The 23,920-nt window shown below is 71.5% G+C and carries 19 protein-coding genes; 11 read left to right on the forward strand and 8 right to left on the reverse strand.

Annotated elements, in window-relative coordinates; translation table 11 throughout:
• Positions 1-27: 27 nt before the first annotated feature.
• From PCA76_RS04370 to PCA76_RS04385, 4 genes are all read left to right on the forward strand, one after another.
• A complete protein-coding gene (locus tag PCA76_RS04370) occupies positions 28-1,443 on the forward strand; it encodes a PhoH family protein (protein ID WP_272615456.1) in 1,416 nt (471 codons plus the stop codon).
• 277 nt (positions 1,444-1,720) lie between these two features.
• Positions 1,721-2,398 (forward strand): transglycosylase SLT domain-containing protein, encoded by a 678-nt coding sequence (locus tag PCA76_RS04375; RefSeq protein WP_272615458.1) that lies wholly within the window; start codon positions 1,721-1,723, stop codon positions 2,396-2,398.
• A gap of 114 nt (positions 2,399-2,512) precedes the next feature.
• On the forward strand, positions 2,513-3,166 hold the full coding sequence (locus tag PCA76_RS04380; protein WP_272615459.1) for a rhomboid family intramembrane serine protease: 654 nt from the start codon (positions 2,513-2,515) through the stop codon (positions 3,164-3,166).
• Between the two features lie 105 nt (positions 3,167-3,271).
• Entirely contained in the window at positions 3,272-4,240 is a 969-nt protein-coding gene (locus tag PCA76_RS04385) for an NAD(P)/FAD-dependent oxidoreductase (protein ID WP_272615461.1), read from the forward strand.
• A 40-nt stretch (positions 4,241-4,280) separates the two neighbouring features.
• On the opposite strand, the gene PCA76_RS04390 is transcribed toward PCA76_RS04385, so the two are convergent.
• Positions 4,281-5,252 carry a DMT family transporter gene (locus PCA76_RS04390; RefSeq protein ID WP_272615463.1) on the reverse strand — a complete coding sequence of 324 codons (972 nt, stop codon included), beginning with the start codon at positions 5,250-5,252 and terminating at the stop codon, positions 4,281-4,283.
• Complete coding sequence (gene glpX / locus PCA76_RS04395) at positions 5,249-6,280, reverse strand: class II fructose-bisphosphatase (RefSeq protein WP_272615464.1); 1,032 nt, start codon at positions 6,278-6,280, stop codon at positions 5,249-5,251. The genes PCA76_RS04390 and glpX overlap by 4 nt, the downstream gene beginning before the upstream one ends.
• A 159-nt stretch (positions 6,281-6,439) precedes the next feature.
• Here glpX and PCA76_RS04400 point away from each other — a divergent pair, with 159 nt between their 5' ends.
• Together PCA76_RS04400 and PCA76_RS04405 are read left to right on the forward strand one after the other, a co-directional pair.
• Positions 6,440-7,171 carry a DUF4245 domain-containing protein gene (locus tag PCA76_RS04400; protein WP_272615465.1) on the forward strand — a complete coding sequence of 244 codons (732 nt, stop codon included), beginning with the start codon at positions 6,440-6,442 and terminating at the stop codon, positions 7,169-7,171.
• Positions 7,172-7,378: 207 nt separating this feature from the next.
• Positions 7,379-8,227 (forward strand): hypothetical protein, encoded by an 849-nt coding sequence (locus tag PCA76_RS04405; RefSeq protein WP_272615466.1) that lies wholly within the window; start codon positions 7,379-7,381, stop codon positions 8,225-8,227.
• A 50-nt stretch (positions 8,228-8,277) separates the two neighbouring features.
• On the opposite strand, the gene PCA76_RS04410 is transcribed toward PCA76_RS04405, so the two are convergent.
• Both PCA76_RS04410 and xseA read right to left on the reverse strand, forming a co-directional pair.
• A complete protein-coding gene (locus PCA76_RS04410) occupies positions 8,278-8,505 on the reverse strand; it encodes an exodeoxyribonuclease VII small subunit (RefSeq protein ID WP_272615468.1) in 228 nt (75 codons plus the stop codon).
• Between the two features lie 45 nt (positions 8,506-8,550).
• Entirely contained in the window at positions 8,551-9,786 is a 1,236-nt protein-coding gene (gene xseA, locus PCA76_RS04415; RefSeq protein WP_442930239.1) for an exodeoxyribonuclease VII large subunit, read from the reverse strand.
• Positions 9,787-9,930: 144 nt separating this feature from the next.
• Between xseA and PCA76_RS04420 the strand changes: the two genes are divergently transcribed.
• A complete protein-coding gene (locus PCA76_RS04420; protein ID WP_272615470.1) occupies positions 9,931-10,917 on the forward strand; it encodes a 4-hydroxy-3-methylbut-2-enyl diphosphate reductase in 987 nt (328 codons plus the stop codon).
• Between the two features lie 40 nt (positions 10,918-10,957).
• Positions 10,958-11,386 carry a hypothetical protein gene (locus PCA76_RS04425; RefSeq protein WP_272615471.1) on the forward strand — a complete coding sequence of 143 codons (429 nt, stop codon included), beginning with the start codon at positions 10,958-10,960 and terminating at the stop codon, positions 11,384-11,386.
• A 9-nt stretch (positions 11,387-11,395) separates the two neighbouring features.
• On the opposite strand, the gene PCA76_RS04430 is transcribed toward PCA76_RS04425, so the two are convergent.
• Positions 11,396-12,556: a DNA recombination protein RmuC gene (locus PCA76_RS04430; protein WP_272615472.1), complete on the reverse strand. Its 1,161-nt coding sequence runs from the start codon at positions 12,554-12,556 to the stop codon at positions 11,396-11,398.
• Between the two features lie 54 nt (positions 12,557-12,610).
• Here PCA76_RS04430 and PCA76_RS04435 point away from each other — a divergent pair, with 54 nt between their 5' ends.
• Positions 12,611-13,450, forward strand: coding sequence for a hypothetical protein (locus PCA76_RS04435; RefSeq protein WP_272615473.1), 840 nt, complete (start codon positions 12,611-12,613; stop codon positions 13,448-13,450).
• A 68-nt stretch (positions 13,451-13,518) separates the two neighbouring features.
• On the opposite strand, the gene ppc is transcribed toward PCA76_RS04435, so the two are convergent.
• Together ppc and PCA76_RS04445 are read right to left on the reverse strand one after the other, a co-directional pair.
• Positions 13,519-16,305 (reverse strand): phosphoenolpyruvate carboxylase, encoded by a 2,787-nt coding sequence (gene ppc / locus PCA76_RS04440; protein ID WP_272615474.1) that lies wholly within the window; start codon positions 16,303-16,305, stop codon positions 13,519-13,521.
• 129 nt (positions 16,306-16,434) lie between these two features.
• Positions 16,435-17,487, reverse strand: coding sequence for a hypothetical protein (locus PCA76_RS04445; RefSeq protein WP_272615475.1), 1,053 nt, complete (start codon positions 17,485-17,487; stop codon positions 16,435-16,437).
• Between the two features lie 83 nt (positions 17,488-17,570).
• Here PCA76_RS04445 and PCA76_RS04450 point away from each other — a divergent pair, with 83 nt between their 5' ends.
• Positions 17,571-18,611: a S66 family peptidase gene (locus PCA76_RS04450; RefSeq protein WP_272615476.1), complete on the forward strand. Its 1,041-nt coding sequence runs from the start codon at positions 17,571-17,573 to the stop codon at positions 18,609-18,611.
• 39 nt (positions 18,612-18,650) lie between these two features.
• Here PCA76_RS04450 and PCA76_RS04455 read toward each other — a convergent pair whose 3' ends face one another.
• Positions 18,651-19,565, reverse strand: a complete 915-nt coding sequence (locus tag PCA76_RS04455) for a cyclase family protein (RefSeq protein WP_272615477.1) — start codon at positions 19,563-19,565, stop codon at positions 18,651-18,653.
• A gap of 642 nt (positions 19,566-20,207) precedes the next feature.
• Here PCA76_RS04455 and mfd point away from each other — a divergent pair.
• Complete coding sequence (gene mfd, locus PCA76_RS04460) at positions 20,208-23,870, forward strand: transcription-repair coupling factor (RefSeq protein WP_272615478.1); 3,663 nt, start codon at positions 20,208-20,210, stop codon at positions 23,868-23,870.
• The last annotated feature ends 50 nt before the right edge of the window (positions 23,871-23,920 follow it).

The following is a 23,920-nucleotide window of genomic DNA, read 5'->3' on the forward strand; positions in this document are numbered from 1 at the left end:
CGGGTGCCCATCCGTCGGAGCAGGCCTGTGACGACTCGCCGTACCACCGCCGGTGCCGACCAGACCCCGGCCGCGACTGCCACGACCCGCCGCGCCACCAGGAGCCGCCGTACGGCGGCCGCCGCGCCGGCCGACCCCAAGGAGCCGCGACCAGCCGGCCAGGCCTTTGTCCTGGACACTTCCGTGCTGCTCTCCGATCCGGCGGCGTTCCACCGGTTCGCGGAGCACGAGGTGGTGCTGCCTCTGGTGGTCATCACCGAGCTGGAAGGCAAGCGGCACCATCCGGAGCTGGGCTGGTTCGCCCGGCAGTCGCTACGGATGCTCGACGACCTACGGGTCCGGCATGGCCGACTCGACCGACCCGTGCCCGCCAACGACGTCGGCGGCACCCTGCGGGTGGAGCTCAACCACACCGACGACGGCGTGTTGCCGCCCGGGTTCCGCAGCGAGAGCAACGATGCCCGGATCCTCTCCGTCGCACTCAACCTCGCCGCCGAGGGGCGGGAGGTGACCCTGGTCAGCAAGGACATGCCGCTGCGGGTCAAGGCGGCCTCGGTGGGCCTGCGCGCCGACGAGTACCGCCACGGCCAGGCCAGTGACCCGACCTGGACCGGCATGTCCGAGATGGATTTGAGCGAGGAGCAGATCGGCAAGTTGTACGCCGGCGAGACGCTCGACGTCGACGAGGCTGCCGGGCTGCCCTGCCACACCGGCCTGGTGCTGCACTCGGCGCGTGGCTCCGCGCTCGGTCGGGTGCTGCCGGACAAGTCGGTCCGGTTGGTTCGGGGCGACCGGGAGGCGTTCGGGTTGCACGGTCGCTCGGCCGAGCAGCGGGTCGCTCTCGACCTGCTGCTCGACGAGGCGATCGGGATCGTCTCGCTGGGCGGTCGGGCCGGCACCGGCAAGTCGGCTCTGGCGCTCTGCGCCGGGCTGGAGGCGGTGATGGAGAAGCGCCGGCACAAGAAGGTGATCGTGTTCCGCCCGCTGTACGCCGTCGGCGGCCAGGAGTTGGGCTACCTGCCGGGGTCGGAGTCGGAAAAGATGTCGCCGTGGGCGCAGGCGGTCTTCGACACTCTCGGTGCGGTGGTGCACGAGAACGTGCTGGAGGAGGTCACCTCGCGGGGCATCCTCGAGGTGTTGCCGCTGACCCACATTCGGGGGCGCAGCCTGCACGATGCCTATGTGATCGTGGACGAGGCCCAGTCACTTGAGCGCGGAGTGCTGCTGACCGTGCTGTCTCGGATCGGGCAGGGCTCCCGGGTGGTGCTCACGCACGACGTGGCACAGCGGGACAATCTGCGGGTCGGCCGGCATGACGGGGTCACCGCCGTCATCGAGGCGCTCAAGGGCCATCCCCTCTTCGCCCACGTCACACTCACCCGTTCGGAGCGGTCGCCGATTGCCGCGATGGTCACGGATCTCCTGGAGGACATCCCGATTTAACGGTGCCTTTGCGGGCTTTTGTCCGCATTTTAAGTGTGGCACAGATCACAAACAGGCCGGTCGGTTTCCCAACAGCCTCACTGTGCGCAATCGTGTCCCACGAGCGTCCACGCACCACGGGAATCGTTGGTGATCGTTCGTCCCGAGACGGACGGCATCGGCGACAGTCGGTGCGTCGGCGCGACCGGCAACCGGTCGGGGCGCTCGTGGCACGGCTGACGGCCCGCCTGTGGCCCGCGCCGCGCCGCGCCTTTGCCCCCGACGAAGGGACCACTTCGTGAGTCGGCTGTGGAGCCGGTTGGGCGCCCGTACGGCTGCTGTAGCGCTGCTCTCCGTGGGCGTTGCCGGTGGCTTCTATCTGGGCGAAGACCGGGAAACCCAGCAACAGGGCCTGACCGAGCAGGTCAGCCTCGAGGTCGACCGGGCCGATCTCGCCTACCAGCGTGACCGGCAGGCCTCCCATCAGGTGAAGTTCGCCAAGCAGCGGGCCGCCGAATACCAGGCCAAGCTGCGCGCGGCGCAGGCCGCCAAGGAGGCCGCCGAGCGGGCCCGCAGGGCCGAGGCCGCCGCGGCGTCCCGCAAGGCCGAGCGGAAGGCCGTCGAGCAGGCCGCCAAGCCGTACGACGGGCCGATCCCGGCCTCCTGCGCCCAGTACAGCGGCAACCGCAAGACCGGCTGCGCCATGATGATCGACGCGGGCTTCGGCATCGCCGAGTTCCCCTGTCTGGAGAAGCTCTGGACCAAGGAGAGCGGCTGGAACCACAAGGCCGCCAACTCCTCGTCCGGTGCGTACGGGATCCCGCAGGCCCTCCCGGGCAGCAAGATGGGGACCGTCGCCAGCGACTGGCGGACGAACCCGGCCACCCAGATCAAGTGGGGGCTGGGCTACATCAAGGGCAGGTACAAGACGCCCTGCGGGGCCTGGGGCTACTTCCAGAACAACGGCCACTACTGACGATCTCGACGGCGGGCGGGTGGGCGACCACCCGCCCCGCAGTCGTGCGTACGCCGGTCTGCTCGGACAGGACGCGAGTGGCGGTTGGCCGCTTTTGCTGATAGCAGTTGTGGGGTGACCCTGCACCCGTCAAACGGCGACCCCTACCGGTTCGGCACCGAGGCGTTCTACGCCGCCCTCGGCCGGGCGTTCGTCGCCATGTGTGCGGTGGTCCCGTTCCTCTTCCTCATCGAGGCCGTCGACCAGGGGCTCGCCTTCGGACTGGACGCCACCGCCGGCATCATCCCGCACCGCATCGACGGGCTGGACGGGGTCTTCTTCTCCCCGTTCCTGCACCACGGCTTCGACCACCTCTACAGCAACAGCATCCCGCTGATCCTGTTGGGCACCTTCGTCCTGGCCGCCGGCGCCCGCCGATTCCTCTGGTCGACCCTGGTGATCATCCTGGTCAGCGGGCTCGGCGTCTGGTTCACCGGTTCGCCCAACTCGGTGGTGGTCGGCGCGAGCGGCGTCATCTTCGGCTACCTGGGCATCCTGCTCACCCGGGGCATCGTCGAACGCAGCTGGTGGAACTTCGCGGTCTTCCTGCTGGTCGGTCTGCTCTACGGCTGGCAACTTGTCGGCATCCTCCCCACCGACGAGCGGATCTCCTGGCAGGGCCACCTGTTCGGGCTGCTCGGCGGGGTGGTGGCGGCGATCCTGTTCCGTCGCCGACGGCCGACCGTGGATGGCCCGGACTACTCGGGATCCACGCTCAGCCTGCCCTGAGCGAATCCTCGGCGCGCCTCTGGGACGTGCTTGCCCGACCGCCTCCGCCCGCCTACGGTCGAGATCAGCAAGCGTTGATCCGTAAGCGGAAAGCGACGGTACGCCATGCGCGAGGTCGACATCGCCGTGATCGGGGCCGGTCCGGCCGGTCTCTTCGCCGCGTACTACGCCGGGTTCCGGGGGTTGTCGGTCGCGGTGATCGACGCGCTGCCGGAGCCGGGCGGTCAGGTCACCGCCATGTACCCGGAGAAGCTGATTCTCGACGTGGCTGGCTTCCCCGCCGTCAAGGGCCGCGACCTGGTGGCCAACCTGGTCGCCCAGGCCGCCCCGTTCGGCCCTCACTACCTGCTCGGCACCCGTGCCGAGAAACTCTCGTACGCCGATGGTCGCCCGGTGCTCGGCCTGGCCGGCGGCGACCAGCTCGCCTGCGGCGCGGTCGTGGTCACCGGCGGGCTCGGCAGCTTCAGCCCTCGGCCCCTGCCGTGCGCCGATGGCGCCCCCGGCTCGGGGATCGTCTACTTCGTCACCGAGCCGACCGAGCTGACCGACCGGGACGTGCTGATCGTCGGTGGCGGCGACTCGGCCTTCGACTGGGCGCTGGCGCTGCAGCCGTTGGCCCGTTCGGTGACCCTCGTGCACCGACGGGAAAAGTTCCGGGCGCACGCCTCGACGGTCGCCCGGGTGCTGTCGCTTCCGGTGCGGGTGGTGGTCAACGCCGAGGTCAGCCGACTCATCGGGGACGGCACGGTGACCGGCGCCGAGGTGACCGTGCGCGGTGGTGCGACCGAGACGCTGCCGGTGGACACCGTCGTGGCGGCCCTCGGCTTCACCGCCGACCTGGGCCCACTGGCCGAGTGGGGGCTACGCCTGGACCGCCGGCACATCCTGGTGGACAGCGCCATGGCGACGAACCTGCCGAGGGTCTTCGCGGCCGGGGACATCACCGAATACCCGGGCAAGGTCCGGCTCATCGCGACCGGCTTCGGCGAGGCCGCGACGGCGGTCAACAACGCTGCCGTGGCCATCGACCCGAGCGCGCACCTCTTCCCCGGGCACTCCTCCGACGCCGGCTGACCTCGCTGGCGATATCGGAAGGGCTGACCGGGTCCGGCGGTCAGCGGCGAGTGGGTCGCGCCAGCGCGGCGACCAGCACGGCCACCATGGTCAGCGCTGCCCCGAGCAGGGTGTTCAGGCCGGGGTGCGAGGCCGCGGTGGGCAGCACCAGGTCCAGCAGGACCGCCCCGACGATCTGGCCGGCGATGGTGGCCAGGCCGAGCAGCAGCACCCCGGTGAAGCGCACGATCGCGGCGGCGATCGCGATGAACACGATGCCGATCGGACCGCCCAGGTAGAACCACGGCTCGCTCGGCAGGTGGCCGGTGGGCCAGCCGCGTACCGCGATGTCGATCGCGAACGCGACGAGCAGGGTGACCGTGCCGACGGCGAAGTTGACCAGGGTGGCGGTCAACGCGCTGTCGGCCGCCGCCCGGACCCGGCCGTTGACCGCCTGCTGCCAGGCGATGCCCACCCCGGCGAGCAGGGGCAGCAGGGCCAGCGCCAGCGTGCCCGGGTCCTCGAGTCGGTCGCCGACCGCCAGGCCGACCGCCAGTACGGTGAGCACCGCACCCGCCAGCCGCTGCCGGGTGACCGGCTGCCGGCCCGTCGGCCCGATGCCCGCCCGGTCCACGGCGAGGCTGCTGCCGGTCTGGCCGGCGACCACCGCCACGGTGAAGACCGCCACGCCCAACGTGCCGATGGTGAGCCCCTGGGTGGCCACCAGGAACGCCCCGCACATCCCGCCCAGGCACTGCCACGGCCGCAGCGCGCCCGACGTCAGAGCACGCCGCGTCGCGACCAGGCCACGCCGACCGCCGGGGGTGGCGGGCACCAGCACCAGCAGCACCAACAGGCCGACGCCGAACGAGATCACCGCGGCGGCGAAGCCGTCGGCGAGGCGTACCCCCAGCTCGCCGTTGATTCGGGACTGCACCGCCACCGCGACCCCGGAGACCGATGCCAGCGCGACGCCGGTGATCCGGCGGCTGGCCGACAGGACCTGCGGGGCCGCCGTGTCGGTGGCGGTCACTCCTGTTCGGCCAGCGGACGACCGTCGAAGTCGACCGCGGAGTAGAGCGCGAGCTTCTCCAACCGGTGGTACGAGTCGATCACCCGGATGGTGCCGCTCTTCGAGCGCATCACGATCGACTGGGTGTACGCGCCGCCGGCCCGGTAACGCACACCGCGCAGCAGATCCCCGGAGGTGACCCCGGTCGCCACGAAGAAACAGTTGTCGCCGGTGACGAGATCATCGGTGCCCAGCACCCGGTCCAGGTCGTGTCCGGCGGCGATCGCCTTCTCCCGCTCCTGCTCGTCGCGCGGCCAGAGCTTGGCCTGCATCGCACCGCCCATGCACTTCAGCGCGCACGCGGAGATGATGCCCTCCGGGGTGCCGCCGATGCCCATCAGCACGTCGACGTCCGACTCGCCCCGGGCGGCCGCGATGGAGCCCGCGATGTCGCCGTCGGAGATGAACCGGATGCCCGCCCCGGTCCGGCGAATCTGCGCGACCAGGTCGTCGTGGCGGCTGCGGTCCAGCACGCAGACCGTCACCTCGGAGACGTCGGTGCCCTTGACCTTGGCGATCCGGCGAAGGTTCTCGGCCACACCGGCGTTGATGTCCACCACGTCGGCGTACGCCGGCCCGACGGCGAGCTTCTCCATGTAGAACACGGCGCTGGGGTCGAACATCGCACCCCGCTCGGAGACAGCGAGCACCGCTACGGCGTTCGGCATGCCCTTGCTCATCAGGGTGGTGCCGTCGACCGGGTCGACGGCGACGTCCACCTCGGGGCCGGTGCCGTCGCCGACGTGTTCGCCGTTGAAGAGCATCGGGGCGTTGTCCTTCTCGCCCTCGCCGATCACCACCACGCCGCGCATCTGGATCGAGTTGATCAGCTTGCGCATCGCGTCGACGGCGGCCCCGTCGCCGCCCTCCTTGTCTCCCCGGCCCACCCACCGACCGGCGGCCATCGCCGCGGCCTCGGTGACCCGGACCAGGTCGAGGGCGAGGTTTCGGTCGAGATCCTGTGGGATCCGCGTCCTGGTGTTCGTCATGACGGTTGCTCCTCCTCGCGACGGTGCGGGGACGACCGGCGGCAGGACGACCCCCACTGCCGGCTTTGTTGCTGATCCTCACACGATCGCCGACCCGGCATCGGCGCGGGGCGGTGATGGCCCGGATACCGCCGGTCGGGCGGCTGCGAAGATGGAGGGGTGGAACCCGCACAGCCAGCCGACCGCGTACCCGCCGACCGCACGCCGCCCGACGGCCAGCCGCCGGTCGACGTCCCCACCGGCCCCGGTGGTGAGCCCGCCGCGACCGACCCGACGCCGCCTGCCGGCGAGCCGGCCCTGGTCCCGTCGGGCCCGGCCACCGCGCCGCCAACGGACGAGCCAGCACGGGACCGGCCCGCGCCACCGTCGCGGGTGGCACCTGCCAAATCCGAGCGGTCGCCGAAGGACATGGCGATCTCGCTGCTGGTGCTGCTTGTCCCGATCGCGCTACTGCTGGCGTTCTACCGGGGATTTCTCGGCGGGGATCAGGCCGCGACCGTCGATCCGGCCCCCGCGATCGAGCAGGCCCGGTCGGCGAACGTCTTTCCGGTGAGCCAGCCACAGGGGCTCGGCTCCGGCTGGTCGACGGTCAGCGCCCGCTATCAGACCGTCGAGGGCGGTGCGAACCTGCGGCTCGGCTACCTCACGCCGGAGGGGCGCGGCGTCCAACTCCTGCAGAGCAGCGTCCCGGCGGAGCGGCTGCTCCCCGCGGAACTGACCAGCCAGGGCCAGCCGCAGGGCCCCACCGAGCTGGCCGGGCGCACCTGGCAGCTCTATACGGCTCGGGGGAACCAGCAGGCGCTGGTCCTGCTGGAGCCGACCCGAACGGTGATCGTCGTCGGCGATGCCCGGGACAACGAACTGCGTGAACTGGCCGGCGCCCTACGCTGACCGGCCCCGCCGATCGACGCCCCTGGTGGTGGCGAATTTGGGCAACCAGACAGAAGGGTGATTGTCCGACGCGTCGACAGGGAACAAAGAGGGAGTGATCCGGGCGCGCTGCTCGGCTCGGATCGCGCGACGCAGCCGACGGTGCTGCTGCGTCGCCCGGTTTCCGGCGCCGCCCAGGTCGTCGGGTGACCCCCTTGGGAGACACGTATGACTGTTCGACGACTCGGCGCCGGCCTGGTAGCCGCCGCTTTGATCTCGCCCGCACTGGCCGCCTGCGCCAGCGGTGGAACCGGCACCGCCGGATCGACCGCGTCCCCGACGGTGACCGCGTCCGGCACGGCGAGCCCGTCCGGCGCGCCGGTGGCTGGCGACGCCAAGCAGGCCCTGCTCGACTCCACCAAGGAGATCAGTAACGGCAACTTCCGGTTCACCCTGACCGGCGTCGGCTCGACGGCCGAAGGGCAGGTGCACCAGCCGAGCCAGAGCGCGGCGATGAAGGTCGCCATCGGCGGCCCCTCGTCCGACCTGGCGATGAAGCTCGACGTGATCCACTACAAGCCGGACAGCTGGGTGAAGCTGGAGCTGACCGGCCCCACCGCCGACAGCCTGCCCGCCATCAAGCAGCTCAACCTCGGCAAGTACCAGCACCTGGACCAGGCCCGGATCAAGGGCAACCGCAATCTCGGCTTCGACTTCGACAAGGTCGACCCGGCCGGCAGCGCGGTGCTGACCCAGGGGATCACCGAGGTCCGCAGCACCGGCACCGGCGCGTACGCGGGCACCATCGACGTCACCAAGGCCGCCGAGGCGGGCTCGCTGAACGCCGCCACGATCGCCGCGCTGGGCACCCAGGCGAAGACTGTTCCGTTCACCGCGAAGGTGGACCCGCAGGGCCGCCTCAGCGAGCTGGTGCTCCAGCTGCCGGCCGCGGGGCAGACCGCCGCCCAGGAGATCCGGATGACGTACTCCGACTACGGTGTCGCCACCGCCGCGCAGAAGCCGCCGGCGGCCCAGGTCGTCGAGGCGCCGGCCGAGCTGTACAGCCTGTTCAACTGACGTACGCGGGTGGGGCGGCTCCGGCCGCCCCGCCTGCGGTCAGAGAGCGGTCAGGACGCGGGTTCCTGCCGGGCGGCGTCGATCCGCGCCCGCGCGCCATCCAGCCAGCGTTGGCAGATCACCGCCAGCGCCTCGCCGCGCTCCCAGAGCGCCAGCGACTCCTCCAGGGACGTGCCGCCGGCCTCCAGCCGCTCGACCACCGAGGCCAGCTCGGCGCGGGCCTGCTCGTAACTGAGCCGCTCGTCCGGCCCGGCCTTTGCCTTCGTGTCGTCAGTCATCGCGTCCATCTCAGCACACCGCTCCCCGGGTCACCGCGTCGCCACTCAGCCGTCCACGGTGGCGGCCAGTTCGCCGTCGGCCAGCCGTACCCGCAAGGGGTCGCCCTTGCCGACGTCCGCCGCCGCGCGGACGACGTGGCCGTCCGCGCGCTGCACGATCGCGTACCCCCGGTCGAGGGTGGCGGCGGGGGAGAGCGCGCGGAGCCGTGCCAGGGTGTGTCGCAGGTCATCGTCGGCGGCGGTGAGCCGGTGCTCCAGGCAGCGGCCTGCCCGCTGGCGCAACGCGGTCAGGTCGGTCGCCCGATGCTCCACCATCACCTGCGGCCGGGCCAGCACCGGCCGGGAACGCAGCCCGTCGAGTCGGTGCGTCTCCCGGTCGACCAGGTTGCGCACCGCCCGTTCGAGGCGGTGCCGGGCCTGGCCGATGAGGCGTACCTCCTCGGTGAGGTCGGGGACGACCCGTTTGGCCGCGTCGGTCGGAGTGGAGGCGCGGACGTCGGCGACGTAGTCGATCAGTGGCGCGTCCGTCTCGTGGCCGATCGCGCTGACCACCGGCGTACGACAGCCGAACACCGCGCGGCAGAGCGCCTCGTCGGAGAAGGGCAGCAGGTCTTCGATGCCGCCTCCACCCCGGGCGATGATGATCACGTCGATGGTCGGGTCGGCGTCCAGCACCTTGAGCGCGTCGACGATCTGCGGCACCGCCGACGGTCCCTGCACGGCCACGTTGACCGTGCGGAACTCCACCGCAGGCCAGCGCCGCCGGGCATTGGTCAGCACGTCCCGCTCCGCAGCCGACGCGCGGCCGGTGATGAGCCCGATCCGGCCGGGCAGGAACGGCAGTCGGCGTTTGCGGGCGCGGTCGAAGAGCCCTTCGGCGGCGAGCAGCTTCTTGAGCTTCTCCAGCCGGGCCAGCAACTCCCCGAGCCCCACCTGGCGGATCTCGTCGGCGCGCAGGCTCAACGTGCCCCGGGCGGCGTAGAACTCCGGCTTGGCGTGCAGCACCACGCGGGCACCCTCGCGCAGCTCCGGTGCGCCGGTGTCCAGCACGTCCCGGTTGGTGGTGACGGTCAGGCTCAGGTCGGCCGACGGGTCACGCAGGGTGAGGAAGACGGTGCTGGCCCCGGGTCGGCGGCTGATCTGCGCCACCTGACCGTCCACCCACACCCAGCCCAGCTTGGCGATCCATGCCCCGACCTTCTGGCTGACCACCCGCACCGGCCAAGGCTCCTCAGCGCTGCTACTCCCGCCGCTCCCCGCGCCGCCACTCCCCACCCGCACCCCATCACTCACCCGCCCACCCTACGGACCCCCGCAGTGATCAAGAGGTTTGCGTCACCCCTGGGCGCGTTTCTGACGCAAACCTCTTGATCACCCAGGTGGTCGTCGAGGGTGGGTGGGGGATCGGACACGTACGATGGGCGGGTGACTGAGGCTGAGGCGACTCCACGGACCGGCAAGCGCGTGCTCCTGGCCAAGCCCCGCGGCTACTGCGCGGGTGTCGACCGCGCGGTGCAGACCGTCGAGGAGGCGCTGAAGCTCTACGGTGCCCCGATCTACGTGCGCAAGCAGATCGTGCACAACAAGCACGTCGTGCAGACCCTGGAGGCCCTGGGCGCGATCTTCGTGGAGGAGAACGAGGAGGTGCCGGAGGGTGCCACCGTCGTCTTCTCCGCGCACGGCGTGGCTCCCGAGGTCTACGAGCAGGCCAAGGCGCGCTCGCTGAAGGCGATTGACGCGACCTGCCCGCTGGTCACCAAGGTGCACCACGAGGCGAAGCGGTTCGCCGCCGAGGACTACGACATCCTGCTGATCGGCCACGAGGGGCACGAGGAGGTCATCGGCACCGCCGGTGAGGCCCCCGCGCACATCCAGCTCGTCGACGGCCCGGACGGCGCCGACAAGGTCACCGTCCGCGATCCGGAGAAGGTGGTCTGGCTCTCCCAGACCACGCTCTCGGTGGACGAGACGCTGGAGACGGTGGCCCGGCTCAAGCAGCGGCTGCCGCTGCTGCAGTCTCCGCCCAGCGACGACATCTGCTACGCCACCTCCAACCGGCAGCACGTGGTCAAGGAGATCGCCGCCGACTGCGACGTGGTGATCGTCGTCGGCTCGACGAACTCCTCCAACTCGGTCCGCCTGGTCGAGGTCGCCCTGGACGCGGGCGCCCGCGCTGGTTACCTGGTCGACTTCGCGAACGAGATCGACGACGCCTGGCTGGAGGGGGCCACGACGGTCGGCCTGACCTCCGGCGCGAGCGTCCCGGACGACCTGGTCCAGGAGGTGCTGGCCTACCTCGCCGCGCGGGGCTTCGCCGACGTCGAGGAGATCACCACCGCCAACGAGCGGCTCACGTTCTCGCTTCCGCAGGAGCTGAAGCGGGACATGAAGGCCGCGGCAGCGCGCGGCTGAGCGTGGGAACTAACTCGGCCCTTCGTACGTCAGATTCGGCATGAGGATCTTTCGGCTCGCCGTTCCCGCGCTGGCCGTCTGCGTGGCGTTGACCGCCTGCGGCAGTCAGGACGCCGGAGGCGGCGCACCCACACCGACTCCGACGGGAACGCAGGTGTCGACCAGCCAGCCCACGCCCGACCCGACCGCCTCGCCATCGACCGTCGACCCCACCCCGGGCCCGAAGACCGGGAAGCCGGGCGGTCCGAGTACGCCCCCGGGGGTCGGGGACACCACCCTGACCGGCACCGTGCAGAGCGGCGTGGAGCCCAACTGCGTGCTGCTCGACGGTTACCTGCTTCTCGGCGGCCCGCGTGACGTGCTGACGGCGGGTGCGCGGGTCGAGGTCATCGGTCGGGCGGAGCCCGGCATGATGACCACCTGTCAGCAGGGCACCCCGTTCGTCGTGGCAAGCGCCACCCGGTCCTGACGTGCGGCGCTAGCGGGCCGACACCTCGTCGGCCGGGTCGGCCAGCTCAGGTGCCTGGGGCTGTCGGGGCGTCAACTCGACCTGCGCGGGCGTGGCCAACTCCTCGTCCGAGACGCCCAGCTCGGCGAGCTTGCGGGCGCTGACCAGCACCCGGGCCTCCAACGAGCCGACCGCCCGGTTGTACGCCGTCACCGCACCGGCCAGCGACGACCCGAGCTTGCCCACGTGGTCGCCCAGGGTCGACAGCCGGCCGTACAGCTCCCGGGCGAGGGTGTGCACCGCGAGCGCGTTACGGGCCAGCGCCTCCTGCCGCCAGGAGTAGGCGACCGTCCGAAGCAGGGCGACCAGTGTGGCCGGCGTGGCCAGCACCACGTTGCGGGTGAACGCGTGCTCCAGCAGCGTCGGGTCACGCTGGAGCGCGACGTCGAGAAACGGGTCGGCGGGGACGAACAGCACCACGAACTCTGGTGAGTTGTCGAACGCCGACCAGTACGACTTGGCGGCCAGGGCGTCGACGTGCCCCCGCAGGTGCCGGGCATGGGCGTCGAGGTGGGTGTCCCGGCCGCGCTCGTCGCGGGCCTCCATGGCCGTCAGGTACGCGTCGAACGGCGCCTTGGCATCCACCACCACCGACCGGCCGCCGTGCAGCCGGACCACCAGATCCGGTCGAACGACCTGCTGGTCGGTGGCGGCGGTGACCTGCTCGGAGAAGTCGCAGTGCTCCAGCATCCCGGCCGCCTCGACGATCCGGCGCAACTGGTGCTCGCCCCAGCGGCCCCGCACCTGCGGTGCCCGCAGCGCCGCCACCAGCTGCTTGGTCTCGGTGCGCAGCTCACCGGAGACCGCGTTCATCGAGCGGACCTGCTCGCGCAGCTCGGCGTACGCGTCGACCCGGTCGTGCTCCAGCTCGGCCACCCGCTGCTCGTAGCGGCGCAAGGTGTCGTGCAGCGGCGCGACCGCCCGGGCCACCGCCTCCTGGGACTGTGCGGTGGCCTCGTAGCTCAGGGCCCGCATGGACTGCTCCAGCCGGCCCTCGCCCTCCCGGGTGGCCGCCAGGGTGGCGTCGAGGCGGGCGATGTCGACCGCCGACCGGGAACGGGCCGCGAGCCATCCAACCGCTCCGCCGGCACCGAGGCACACGATCACCAGGAGCAGCGTCGAGACGTCCATCACCGGAGCTTGCCAGACTGATACGACGTGCGAGCCGGGGGTACGTTCGATGACATGGAACTTGTGCTCTGCCTCGCCGTCGTGGTGGTCGGCGCGTTGGGTGCCGCGGCGCTCGTCCGCGCCCAGGCCGGCGCTCGCCAACGCACCGCGCTCGGCGACGCCCGCGCGGAGGCGCAACGGTGGTACGAGCGCCTCGGCGGCCAGTTGATGAACCTCCAGGGCGACGAGCCGGCGGTACGCCAGGCGCTGGCCGACGCCGGCGAGCGGTACAACGCGGCGGGCTCGCAGCTGGAGCAGGCGCGCACGCCGCACCAGTTCGGGTTGGCCCGGGAGACCGCGTTGGAGGGGCTGGCCTACATTCGCGCGGCGCGTACCGCGCTGGGCATCGATCCGGGCCCCGAGGTGCCGACGCTGGCCGCCGCTCGCGGCGTGGGGCAGCTCACCAAGGAGCGCGAGGTCGACGTGCAGGGGCAGACCTTCCGGGCTGGCCCGCAACCTGGCCGGGAGACGCCCTACTACTACCCCGGTGGGCGTTATCAGGGCCGGCCGGTGCCGGCGGGCTGGTATTCGACGCCGTGGTGGAAGACGGCGCTGGGCGCCGGAGCCGGTGTGCTCGGCGGCATCCTGATCGCCGACGCGCTGTTCTCGCCCGCCTTCGCCGACCCCGGGTACGGCTACGACGCCGGTTACCAGGAGGGCTTCGGTGACGGTGCCGACCAGGGCGGGGACGGCGGCGACCAGGACTTCGGCGGCGGCGACCAGGGTGGTGACGGCGGCGGCGGTGACTACGCCGGTGGGGACTACGCCGGCGGCGACTTCGGTGGTGGTGACTTCGGTGGTGGCTTCGGTGGTGGTGACTTCGGCGGCGGCGACTTTGGCGGCGGCGACTTCTGACCGTCGTTGAGTGACCTACGGAACAGGCCCCGGTCGTGGCGACCGGGGCCTGTTTCCGTTCCGATTGATCAGCCGGTGTTGCGCATCCCGGCGGCGATGCCGTTCACCGTGGTGAGCAGCGCCCGCTCCAGAGCGGTGCCGTCGCTCGGCGCGCGTCGGCCACCCGGCGCGGTCGCCACCGCCCGTCCGGCGGCGCCGGACTCCCGGTACTGCCGCAGCAGCGCCACCTGGAGATGGTGCAGCGGCTCCAGGTAGGTGTCGCGTACGGCCAGGGTGCGCTGGAGCACCGGCGAGTTTTCCAGCAGGGCGGGTGAGGACGTCACTGCCAGCACCTCGCGCTTGGTCAGCTCGTACTCCTGCTCGATCTGTTCGAAGATCGGGTGCAGCTTCTCCGGCACCAGCGTCTCGACGTACCGACGGGCGATGCTCAGGTCGGTCTTGGTCACCATCATCTCGACGTTCGACAGGAACGTGCGGAAGAAGTGCCAGTTGCGGTGCATCTCGGCCAGCACGTCGGCCAGCCCGGCCTCGCGGGCGGCGGCCAGCCCGGAGCCGACACCGAACCAACCCGGCACGATCTGCCGGGTCTGGGTCCATCCGAACACCCACGGGATGGCCCGCAGACCGGACAGCCCCGCGCCGGTGTTCGGGCGCTTCGCCGGTCGGGATCCGATGTTCAGCGCGCCGAGCAGCTCGGTGGGGGTGGACGCCCAGAAGTACGCGGGCAGGTCCGGGTCCTCGACGAGCGAACGGTAGGACCGGTACGCCGACTCGGAGACCACGTCCATCGTCGCGTCCCAGCGTTCCAACATCTCGGCCGGCTGGCGAGGTGCCGTGTGCAGCAGGGTCGCCTGGAGCACCGCGGCGAGGGTGAGCTCCAGGTTCTCCCGGGCCAGGGAGGGCAGGGTGTACTTGTCGGAGATCACCTCGCCCTGCTCGGTCACCTTGATCGCGCCGTCCATCGTGCCGTACGGCTGGGCCAGGATCGCCTCGTGCGTCGGCCCGCCGCCGCGCCCGACCGTGCCGCCCCGGCCGTGGAACAGCCGCAGGTGCACCCCGTGCCGGGCGGCCACGTCGCGCAGCGCGCGCTGCGCCCGGTGGATCGACCACTGGCTGGTGGTGATCCCGGCCTCCTTGTTGGAGTCGGAGTAGCCGAGCATGACCTCCTGCACGTCGCCCCGGGCGGTCACCAGCGCCCGGTACGCGGGCAGCGACAGCAGCTCGTCGAGGAGTTCACCGCCGGCGTTCAGCTCGGCGGGGGTCTCCAACAGTGGCACGAACCCGACCCGGGCCCGGCCGCTGTGCACGTCCACCAGGCCGGCTTCGCGGGCCAGCACCACCGCGGCCAGCACGTCGTCGACACCCAGGGTCATCGAGATGATGTACGACTCGATCACCTCGCTGCCGAACCGGTCCTGTGCCTCCCGGATGGTCGAGAACACGTCGAAGGTCTTGCGGGTGGGCTCGGACAGCGCAGTGTCCAGGGTGGACAGCGGTCGACGGCCGGTCAGCTCGTCGGCGAGCAGTTTGGTGCGTTCCAGCCGGGTCAGCGCCGGGTAGTCGGAGACCTCGCCGACGGCCTCGTAGAGCTGAGCGAGCACCGCGTGGTGCGCCTCGGCGTGCTCCCGGATGTCCATGGTCGCCAGGTGCAGGCCGAACGCGGAGACCGTACGGATGGTGGAGGCCAGTCGGCCGACGGCGGTGAGCTGCCCGGAGTTGCGGGCCAGCGAGGCCCGCAGCAGATCCAGGTCGGCGATCAGCGCGGCGGAGCCCCGGTAGTCCCGGCCCGCCACGTGCGCGGTGCCCTGGCGCAACCGCTGCCGGGTGTTGGCGAGCTTCGCCTTCACGCAGCGTGCCTTGAGCCGGTACGGCTCCTCCGCGTTGACCCGGCGGAACCGGGCCGCCACCTCGGGTAGCGCGTCCAGGTCGGCAGCGAGGCTGGCGGAGAGGTCCAGGGACACCCCGCGCAGTCGGCGGGAGACCGAGACCTCGTTGATCAGGTGGTCCATCGCCTTCTCGGTGGCCGCGATGCCGTGCTCGTGCTGGATGGCCAGCACATCGCGGGTGACCGCCGGAGTGACGAACGGGTTGCCGTCGCGGTCGCCGCCGATCCAGGTGCCGAAGCTCAGCGGCCGGGCCGTCGGTGACGTCTCCACGCCGAGCGTGCGCAGCGTGTCGGCCAGGTCGTCGAGCACCTGGGGTGCGGCCTCGGCGTACAGGTCGCGCAGGTAGTAGATGGCGTTGCGCGCCTCGTCGGTCGGGTCCGGTCGGTCGAGTCGCAGCTCGTCGGTCTGCCACATCAGGTCCAGCAACTCGGCGAGGCGGCGGTTGGCCGGGCCTTCGTCGCTGGCGCCGTAGAGGATCGCGTTGGCGGTCTCGGTGTCCAACTCGTCGGCGATCGCCCGCAGCTTGGACAGGATCGAGCGGCGGGCCGCCTCGGTCGGGTGCGCGGTGAAGACCGGCCGGACCGCGAGCCGGCGGGCGGCGTTGGCGATCTCCTCGGCTGGCACCCCGCGCTCGGCGATCATCTTGGCCGCCTGGTCCAGCCAGCCGCCCTGGACCGCCCGGCGGCGGCGCAGATCCCGCGCGCGGTGCACCTGCTCGGTGATGTTGGCCAGGTGGAAGTAGGTGGAGAAGGCGCGGGCCAGCTTGGTGCCGGTGGTCACGTCGAGCCCGCCGAGGCGCTGGGCGGCTGCCGGGGCGTCGGTGCGGACCTGGGCGCGGATCTCCTCGACGAGGTCGAGCAGCGGGCGACCCTCCTGGCGGGCCAGCGTCTGGCCGAGCAGGGTGCCGAGTCGGCGGATGTCGGCGCGCAGCGCGGCGTCCGGGCCGTCGTGGTCATGCTGGTCGGTCACGGTGCGCTCCCTTACGTGGATACGAAGGACAGCGCTGTCCGACTTATTGGATGGTATCCGCGCGCACCGGATGTTCGGAGGGCACCCGGGTGATCCACTGTCCAGGGAGCGGCGTTTTCCGGCGTGATCTCAGCCACCGTCCGGGACCGGCGCGGGGCCGGGGCGGGCCGACCCGGAGCCGGCGTTTCCGGCTCGGCGACCGCGAACCAGGCTGGCGCTGACCAACCCGAGCCCGCCGACCACCGCCCAGAGCGCGAGGGCGAAGGCCGGCCAGCCGGCCGACCGCCAGTCGAAGTACACCGCCGCCTTGGTCAGGTCGTTGGCGAGCCCGGGGATGTTCCACCGATGCATGCCGCGCAGCACGCCGGGCAGGAACTCGGGTGCGTAGATGCCGCCGGAGCCAGGGTTGCCGAGCACCACCAGGAGCAGGATGACCAGTGCGGTTCCCGCGACGCCGAGCCAACCCTGGATGGCGCTGGCGATCAGCGCGGCGGCGAAGACGGCCAGCGCGCCGATGGCGGCGATCGTCGGAACGTCGTGGTGCCAGATGTCCAGAACCGGTCCGACCACGACCGCGCCGGCGATGCCGAGCAGCACGCTGTAGACCGCCAGGGCGGCGATGCGCAGCGCGGCCCGCCGCACCGTACGCGGGGTGGTGCCGGACGAAATCCCCAGCACGGTCGAGGCGAGGTAACCGCCGAGCACGTACCCGACGTTCAGGTAGAAGGGCACCACCCCGCGGGGGTCGGCCGAGGTGACCGGCACGTCGTCGACGACCTGTAGCGGGGTGCCGGTGCGGGTGGCGGCGGTGCTGAGCACCTCCCTGATCGCGCCGGTGGCGGAGGGGCCGGAGGCACTCGCGATGGTGAGGAGCAGACCGTTGTCGGGGCCGGTGCTGAGCACGGCGTACACCTTGCGGCTCAGCAGGCCGTGCTCGGCGGCGCCCGCGTCGTCGTACTCCACCGGTTTGAGGATGTTGGTCTGGCCGCGCACGGCGGTGAGCGCCGCCTGGGCGCGCTGGTCGCCGACGGCGACACCGACCGGTACGTCCCGAGGTGTGGGCTGGTGCAGCGCGCCGACGTAGGCCGCGATGAACGCGGTGGCCAGCGCGAGGGTGCCGATGAGCAGCCCGATGCTGCGCGGCGCCCAGTCGCGGGTTCGGCCTTGCGATGCGTCGTCCACATCGCGAGCCTATGGTCCGTTGAATCGCTTTTAGAGCGATTCGTCGGGCAGTAACTGCCTGGTCGATCGACTAGCTTCTGATCATGGTGTCGCTGAGCTACCCGCCGAAACCGCGACCGGGCGACCGGGTCGCGGTCGTCTCACCCTCCGCCGGTCTGCCGGCCGTCTTTCCCCATGTGTACGAGTTGGGGCTGCGCCGGTTGCGCGAGGAGTTCGGCCTGGAGCCGGTGGAGTACCCGACCACGCGGATCATGGGGGCGGACCCGCGCGACCGGGCCCGCGACCTGACGGCCGCCTTCGCCGACCCGAGCATCACCGCGGTGCTCGCCACGGTCGGCGGGGACGACCTGATCACGGTCACCCCATACCTCGACGACGACGTGTTGCGGGCCAACCCCAAGCCCTACTTCGGGTACTCCGACAACACCAACGTGCTCAACCACCTGTACCGGCTGGGCATCGTCGCCTACCACGGTGGGTCGGTGCTGGTGCACCTCGGCCGGCCCGGCTCGCCGCACCCGCTGACCTTCGGCTCGCTGCGCGCCGCGCTCTTCACCACCGACTGGTACGAGCTGACGCCCGCCATCGAGTGGGGTGACCGGCCGAACCCCTGGACCGAGCCGGAGACATTGGCGCACGAGCCGGAGATGCTGCCGGGTGCGGGTTGGCGCTGGCAGGGCCCGGAGCGGGTGGTGCGGGGGCGCACCTGGGGCGGCAACCTGGAGATCCTGCACTGGTTGCTGGCCACCGATCGGGTGCCGACCGTCGACGAGCTGGACGGCTCCGTACTGATCTTCGAGACCTCGGAGGAGATGCCCAGCGCCCAGGAGGTGTTCCGGATCGTGCGGAACATGGGGGAGCGGGGCCTGCTCGCCGCCTTCTCGGCGATCATCGTCGGTCGCCCCAAGGCGTGGGAGTTCGACAAGCCGCTGTCGGTGCCGGAACGGCTGGCGTGGGGCGAGGCCCAGCGGGAGGCGATCACTCGTGCTCTCACGACGTACAACCCGGACGCGGTGGTGGTCTTCGACGTCGACCTCGGCCACACCGACCCACAGTTGATCATCCCGTACGGCGGGGAGATCCGGGTGGACGCCGTCGAACGCCGGATCGCGGTGCGGTACTGACCTGCCCTTGCTTCGCCCTCGCCCCGCTCAAGATGGTTCTCATGCGTCGACGACGGCGAAGGCGCGGACCGGGAAGGTGCCCATGCCCGCCACCATCGGTGGGGCCGCAGTGAACCGGAAGCCACTCGGCGGTAGCGCGTCCAGGCCGGTCAGGTGCTCCACGATCGGGATGCCGGCGGCGAGCAGGGTGCTGTGTGCGGGGCGTACACCACCGGCCGTCGGGCTCATGTCGTCGATGTTGATCGAGTCGATGCCGACCAGGGCCGCACCGGCGTCGGCCAGCGCCTGGGCGGCGTCCCCGGTCAGGTACGGCGCCTCCGGCGCGCCATACCGCTCGGTGCCGAAGTGCTCATCCCACCCGGTGTGCAGCAGCACCGCGCGCCCGGCCACCTCGTACGGGGCAAGCATCAGCCGGTCCACGGCCCGCATGCCAGCCGGCAGCCGGACCACCACGCCGGGCAGGTCGGCGAGCCGGTCCAGCGACACCCCGGTCAGGTCGTCGGCACCGGCCCAGCGGTGGGCGGGAGTGTCCAGGTAGGTGCCCGTGTTGGCGATCATGTCAATCCGGGCCACGTGGAACTCGGTGCCCGGCGCGTAGTTCGCTTGGGACGCCGCGAAGGTCAGCCAGTCGGTGATCCGGGGCGCCGGCCAGCCGGGCAGGGTAGTCATCCCGTCGCTGATCACGTGGCTCAGCTCGACCAGCCGACGATCGGTGCCGGATGCGCCGACGGCGACGCCCCGTCCGCCCTTGTGCGGCTCCTCAATGATCGTCTTCGCGCTGATCCGTACCTCGGCGACCATCAGCAGCCCGAGGTGCCGGACGAACAACGCCGCCAGGTCGTCGTCGGTGATCTCCTGCCCCGGGATGTCCAGCCGGAACCCCTCGGTGCGTAGCCCGCCGCCGTTGGCGAAGCTCACCTCCGCGTCGAACTGCGCCCGCCACTGCTCACCCATCCCGACACCCGACCACGAAGCCCCGCCATCGGTCAAGATCCACGTCTCGGTCCGGCCGCCACGGGCCCGGTCGGTGCTCGCCTGACCGCCCTTTCGCCTGTGGTCCGCGTCTTCGAACCCGAGAGATCGCGCTAACCGGGGGAGATCGCACTCGATCCAGGAAAGAGTGCGTTCCGCCGGCTCCGAGGCAACTACATCCAGGATCGAGCGCGATCTTGAAGGGCGGTGCCCGCTGGCGGCCGTGCGACCGACCCTTTTTGGGCGGGTACGTGCGCGCTCGCGGACAGGATCCGCACGTCGTGAGGGGGAGCCGCTGCCTCCCGCGTCCCGGCCCAAGATCCGCACGACATCAGGGAAACTGCTGCCTCCCGCGTCCTGGAAGCAGCAGTTTCCGGGAAGTTGCGCGGATCTTGGGCCGGCGAGCGGGGCGGGGCGGCAGGTCGGGAGGGGCGGCGGGCCGGCAGGCCGGGCAGGCCGGGCGGGCCGGCAGGCCGGGCGGGCGGGTTGGGCGCCACGCGACGCGGACCTGGGCGGAAGGGGGTGCGTGTCGGTGGACGGGGATAGGCTGGTTGTCGTGCACCCCCCGTCCGGCTGGACGAGGGGCCGCCGTCGTGTGTGTGTCGACTCCCTGGAAGTGATCCCTTGCTCACCGGACTGTTCTCCGCCGCCCTGGCCGACCCGGGGCTGGCCCGGGCGCGTGACCTGGCGCGCTCCGGTGCCGCACAGGTCGACGGCCTCGACATCACCGCCCCGGCGGCGCTGCGCCCGTTCGCGGTGGCCGCCGTCGCGGCCGATCCCGACGGCACCGGCACCGGCACCGGGAAAAACGGGGGTGGGGCCGGGCGACCGGTGTTGGCGGTGACCGCCACCACTCGGGAGGCCGACGACCTGGCCGCCGCGCTGGGCGGGTTGCTGCCGGCGGAGCAGATCGTGGTCTTCCCCTCCTGGGAGACGCTGCCGCACGAGCGGTTGTCCCCCCGCTCGGACACCGTGGGCCGGCGGCTGGCCGTGCTGCGTCGGCTGGCGCACCCGGAGGCGACCGACGCGCACGGCGGCACCGGGCCGCTGCGAGTGGTCGTGGCCCCGGTCCGTTCGCTGCTCCAACCGCAGTTGAAGGGGCTCGGTGACCTGGAGCCGGTGCAACTCGCCGCAGGCGAGGAGGCGGACCTCGAGGAGGTCGCCCGCCGGCTGATCGACATGGCGTACGCCCGGGTCGACCTGGTCACGAAGCGCGGCGAGTTCGCGGTGCGCGGCGGCATCCTGGACGTCTTCCCGCCCACCGACGAGCACCCGTCCCGGGTCGAGTTCTGGGGCGACGAGGTGGAGGAGATCCGCACCTTCGCCGTCGCCGACCAGCGGACCATCGAGCAGGTCCCCCTGCTCTGGGCGCCGCCCTGCCGGGAGCTGCTGCTCACCCCGGCGGTCCGCGCCCGGGCCGCCGCGCTCGCCGAGCAGCACCCCGAGCTGGCCGAGATCCTGGAGAAGCTGGCCGAGGGCATCCCGGTGGAGGGGATGGAGTCACTGGCACCGGTGCTGGTCGGCCCCGACTCGCTGGAGCTGCTGCTGGACGCCATGCCGGCCGGCACCCACGTGCTGCTCTGCGACCCGGAGCGGATCCGCACCCGGGCGCACGACCTGGTGCGTACCTCGGAGGAGTTTCTCCAGGCCAGCTGGGCCGCCGCCGCGGTCGGCGGCCAGGCCCCGGTGGACGTCGGCGCCGCCGCCTTCCGGACCCTCGGCGAGGTACGCGCCGTCGCGGGCAAGCTCGGCCAGCCGTGGTGGACGCTGTCGCCGTTCGGTCTGGTGGAGGCGGAGACGGCCGAGACGCGACAGCCCTGGGAAGATGCGCCGGAGCAGTCCGCCGTCACCCCGGACGACGCCATCGCGGTGACCCTGTCCGCCCAGCCGGCCCCGCTCTACCACGGCGAAACCACGCGACTGGTCGACGACCTCAAGCGCTGGGCCGGCGAGGGCTGGTCGATCGCGCTGGTTTTCGAGGGGCACGGTCCCGCCCAGCGGGCGGTGGAAGTGCTGCGCGACGCCGGCCTGGGCGCGCGGTTGACCGAGGAGGTGCCGACCGCGCCCGTCCCCGGCGAGCTGGTGGTGACCTGTGGCGCGCTGAGCAGTGGGTTCGTCGACGAGGCGTCCCGCTTCGTGCTGCTCACCGGCAACGACGTGACCGGTGGTCGGGGCACCTCGACGCGGGACATGCGCAAGATGCCGAGCCGGCGGCGCAACACCATCGACCCGCTGGAGTTGAAGGCCGGCGACCACGTGGTGCACGAGCAGCACGGCATCGGCCGCTACGTCGAGCTGGTGCAGCGCACCGTCAACGGCGCCAGCCGGGAATACCTGGTCATCGAGTACGCGGCCAGCAAGCGGGGCCAGCCCGGCGACCGGCTCTTCGTCCCCACCGACCAACTTGACCAGCTCTCCCGCTACGTGGGTGGTGAGCAGCCGACCCTGCACAAGATGGGCGGCTCGGACTGGCAGAAGTCCAAGGCACGCGCCCGCAAGGCGGTTCGCGAGATCGCCGCGCAGCTCATCCAGCTCTACGCCGCCCGCAAGGCGTCCAAGGGTCACTCGTTCGGCCCGGACACCCCGTGGCAGCGGGAGCTGGAGGACGCCTTCCCCTGGCAGGAGACGCCGGACCAGCTCGCCGCGATCGACGAGGTCAAGCGGGACATGGAGCAGACCGTCCCGATGGACCGGCTGATCTGCGGTGACGTCGGCTACGGCAAGACCGAGATCGCCGTCCGGGCGGCGTTCAAGGCGGTGCAGGACGGCAAGCAGGTGGCGGTGCTGGTGCCGACCACGCTGCTGGTGCAGCAGCACTACAACACGTTCGCCGAGCGGATGAGCCAGTTTCCGGTGGAGATCCGGCAGCTGTCGCGGTTCCAGACGCCGAAGGAGACCGAGCGGACGCTGGAGATGGTCGCCGACGGCACCGTCGATATCGTCATCGGCACCCACCGGCTGTTGCAGACCGCCACCCGCTTCAAGCAGTTGGGTCTGGTGGTCGTCGACGAGGAGCAGCGCTTCGGTGTCGAGCACAAGGAGCACCTGAAGACGCTGCGCGCGTCGGTCGACGTGCTGAGCATGTCCGCGACCCCGATCCCGCGGACCTTGGAGATGGCCATCACCGGCATCCGGGAGATGTCCACGATCGCCACTCCGCCGGAGGAGCGGCACCCGGTGCTCACCTTCGTCGGCGCGCAGGACGACCGGCAGGTGGCCGCGTCCATCCACCGCGAGTTGCTTCGCGACGGGCAGGTCTTCTACCTGCACAACCGGGTCGAGTCGATCGACCGGGCGGCGCGGCGACTGCGGGAGCTGGTGCCCGAGGCGCGGGTCGCGGTGGCGCACGGCCAGATGGGCGAGGACGCCCTGGAGAAGGTCATGGTCGGCTTCTGGGAGAAGGAGTTCGACGTCCTGGTCTGCACCACGATCGTCGAGTCGGGCATCGACATCCCGAACGCCAACACGCTGATCGTGGAGCGGGCCGACCTGCTCGGCCTCGCCCAGCTGCACCAGATCCGGGGCCGGGTCGGCCGGGGCCGGGAGCGGGCGTACGCCTATTTCCTCTACCCGCCGGAGAAGCCGCTCACCGAGCACGCCCACGAGCGGCTGGCCACCATCGCCCAGCACACCGAGCTGGGTGCCGGCATGTACGTGGCGATGAAGGACCTGGAGATCCGGGGCGCCGGCAACCTGCTCGGCGGCGAACAGTCCGGGCACATCGAGGGCGTCGGCTTCGACCTGTACGTGCGAATGGTCGGCGAGGCCGTCTCGGCGTTCAAGGGTGAGCGGCCGGAGGAAGAGGCCGATGTCAAGATCGATCTGCCGATCGACGCGCACCTGCCGCACGACTACGTGAGCGTGGAGCGGCTGCGCCTGGAGATGTACCGCAAGCTTGCCGAGGCGCGCGACGAGGAGCGGCTGCGCGAGGTGATCGCCGAGATGACCGACCGGTACGGCGAACCGCCGGCTCCGGTGCAGAACCTGGTGGAGGTGGCCCGGTTCCGCCTGCTGGCCCGCCGGTACGGCCTGACCGACGTGACCATGCAGGGCAAACACGTACGGTTCGGTCCACTGCCGTTGCCGGACTCGAAGCAGTTGCGGCTCAAGCGATACCACCCGGACGCCGTCTACAAGCAGGCCACCGACCAGGTCAGCGTGCCCCGGCCGACCACCCGTCGGATCGGCGGCGAGCCGCTGCGTGACCAGGTGCTGCTCCAGTGGTGCGCGCAACTGCTCTCCGACGTGCTGGGTGCCCCCGCTCCGCTCGCCGTCGCGGCCAGCTGAGGCGCCGGCAGGGTGAGGTGGGGGCCGTCACAGCACGGGAGAGGGCATGA

The organism is Micromonospora sp. LH3U1 (assembly GCF_028475105.1).
In the GTDB taxonomy this organism is placed as follows: Bacteria; Actinomycetota; Actinomycetes; order Mycobacteriales; family Micromonosporaceae; genus Micromonospora.

Bases quoted from the DNA above. Each gene is read 5' to 3' on its own strand.
- PCA76_RS04385 (WP_272615461.1), top strand. From the start codon at position 3,272: ATGCGCGAGGTCGACATCGCCGTGATCGGGGCCGGTCCGGCCGGTCTC.
- glpX (WP_272615464.1), bottom strand. From the start codon at position 6,280: ATGACGAACACCAGGACGCGGATCCCACAGGATCTCGACCGAAACCTC.
- PCA76_RS04405 (WP_272615466.1), top strand. From the start codon at position 7,379: ATGACTGTTCGACGACTCGGCGCCGGCCTGGTAGCCGCCGCTTTGATC.
- PCA76_RS04410 (WP_272615468.1), bottom strand. From the start codon at position 8,505: ATGACTGACGACACGAAGGCAAAGGCCGGGCCGGACGAGCGGCTCAGT.
- PCA76_RS04425 (WP_272615471.1), top strand. From the start codon at position 10,958: ATGAGGATCTTTCGGCTCGCCGTTCCCGCGCTGGCCGTCTGCGTGGCG.
- PCA76_RS04430 (WP_272615472.1), bottom strand. From the start codon at position 12,556: ATGGACGTCTCGACGCTGCTCCTGGTGATCGTGTGCCTCGGTGCCGGC.
- PCA76_RS04435 (WP_272615473.1), top strand. From the start codon at position 12,611: ATGGAACTTGTGCTCTGCCTCGCCGTCGTGGTGGTCGGCGCGTTGGGT.
- PCA76_RS04450 (WP_272615476.1), top strand. From the start codon at position 17,571: ATGGTGTCGCTGAGCTACCCGCCGAAACCGCGACCGGGCGACCGGGTC.
- PCA76_RS04455 (WP_272615477.1), bottom strand. From the start codon at position 19,565: ATGGGTGAGCAGTGGCGGGCGCAGTTCGACGCGGAGGTGAGCTTCGCC.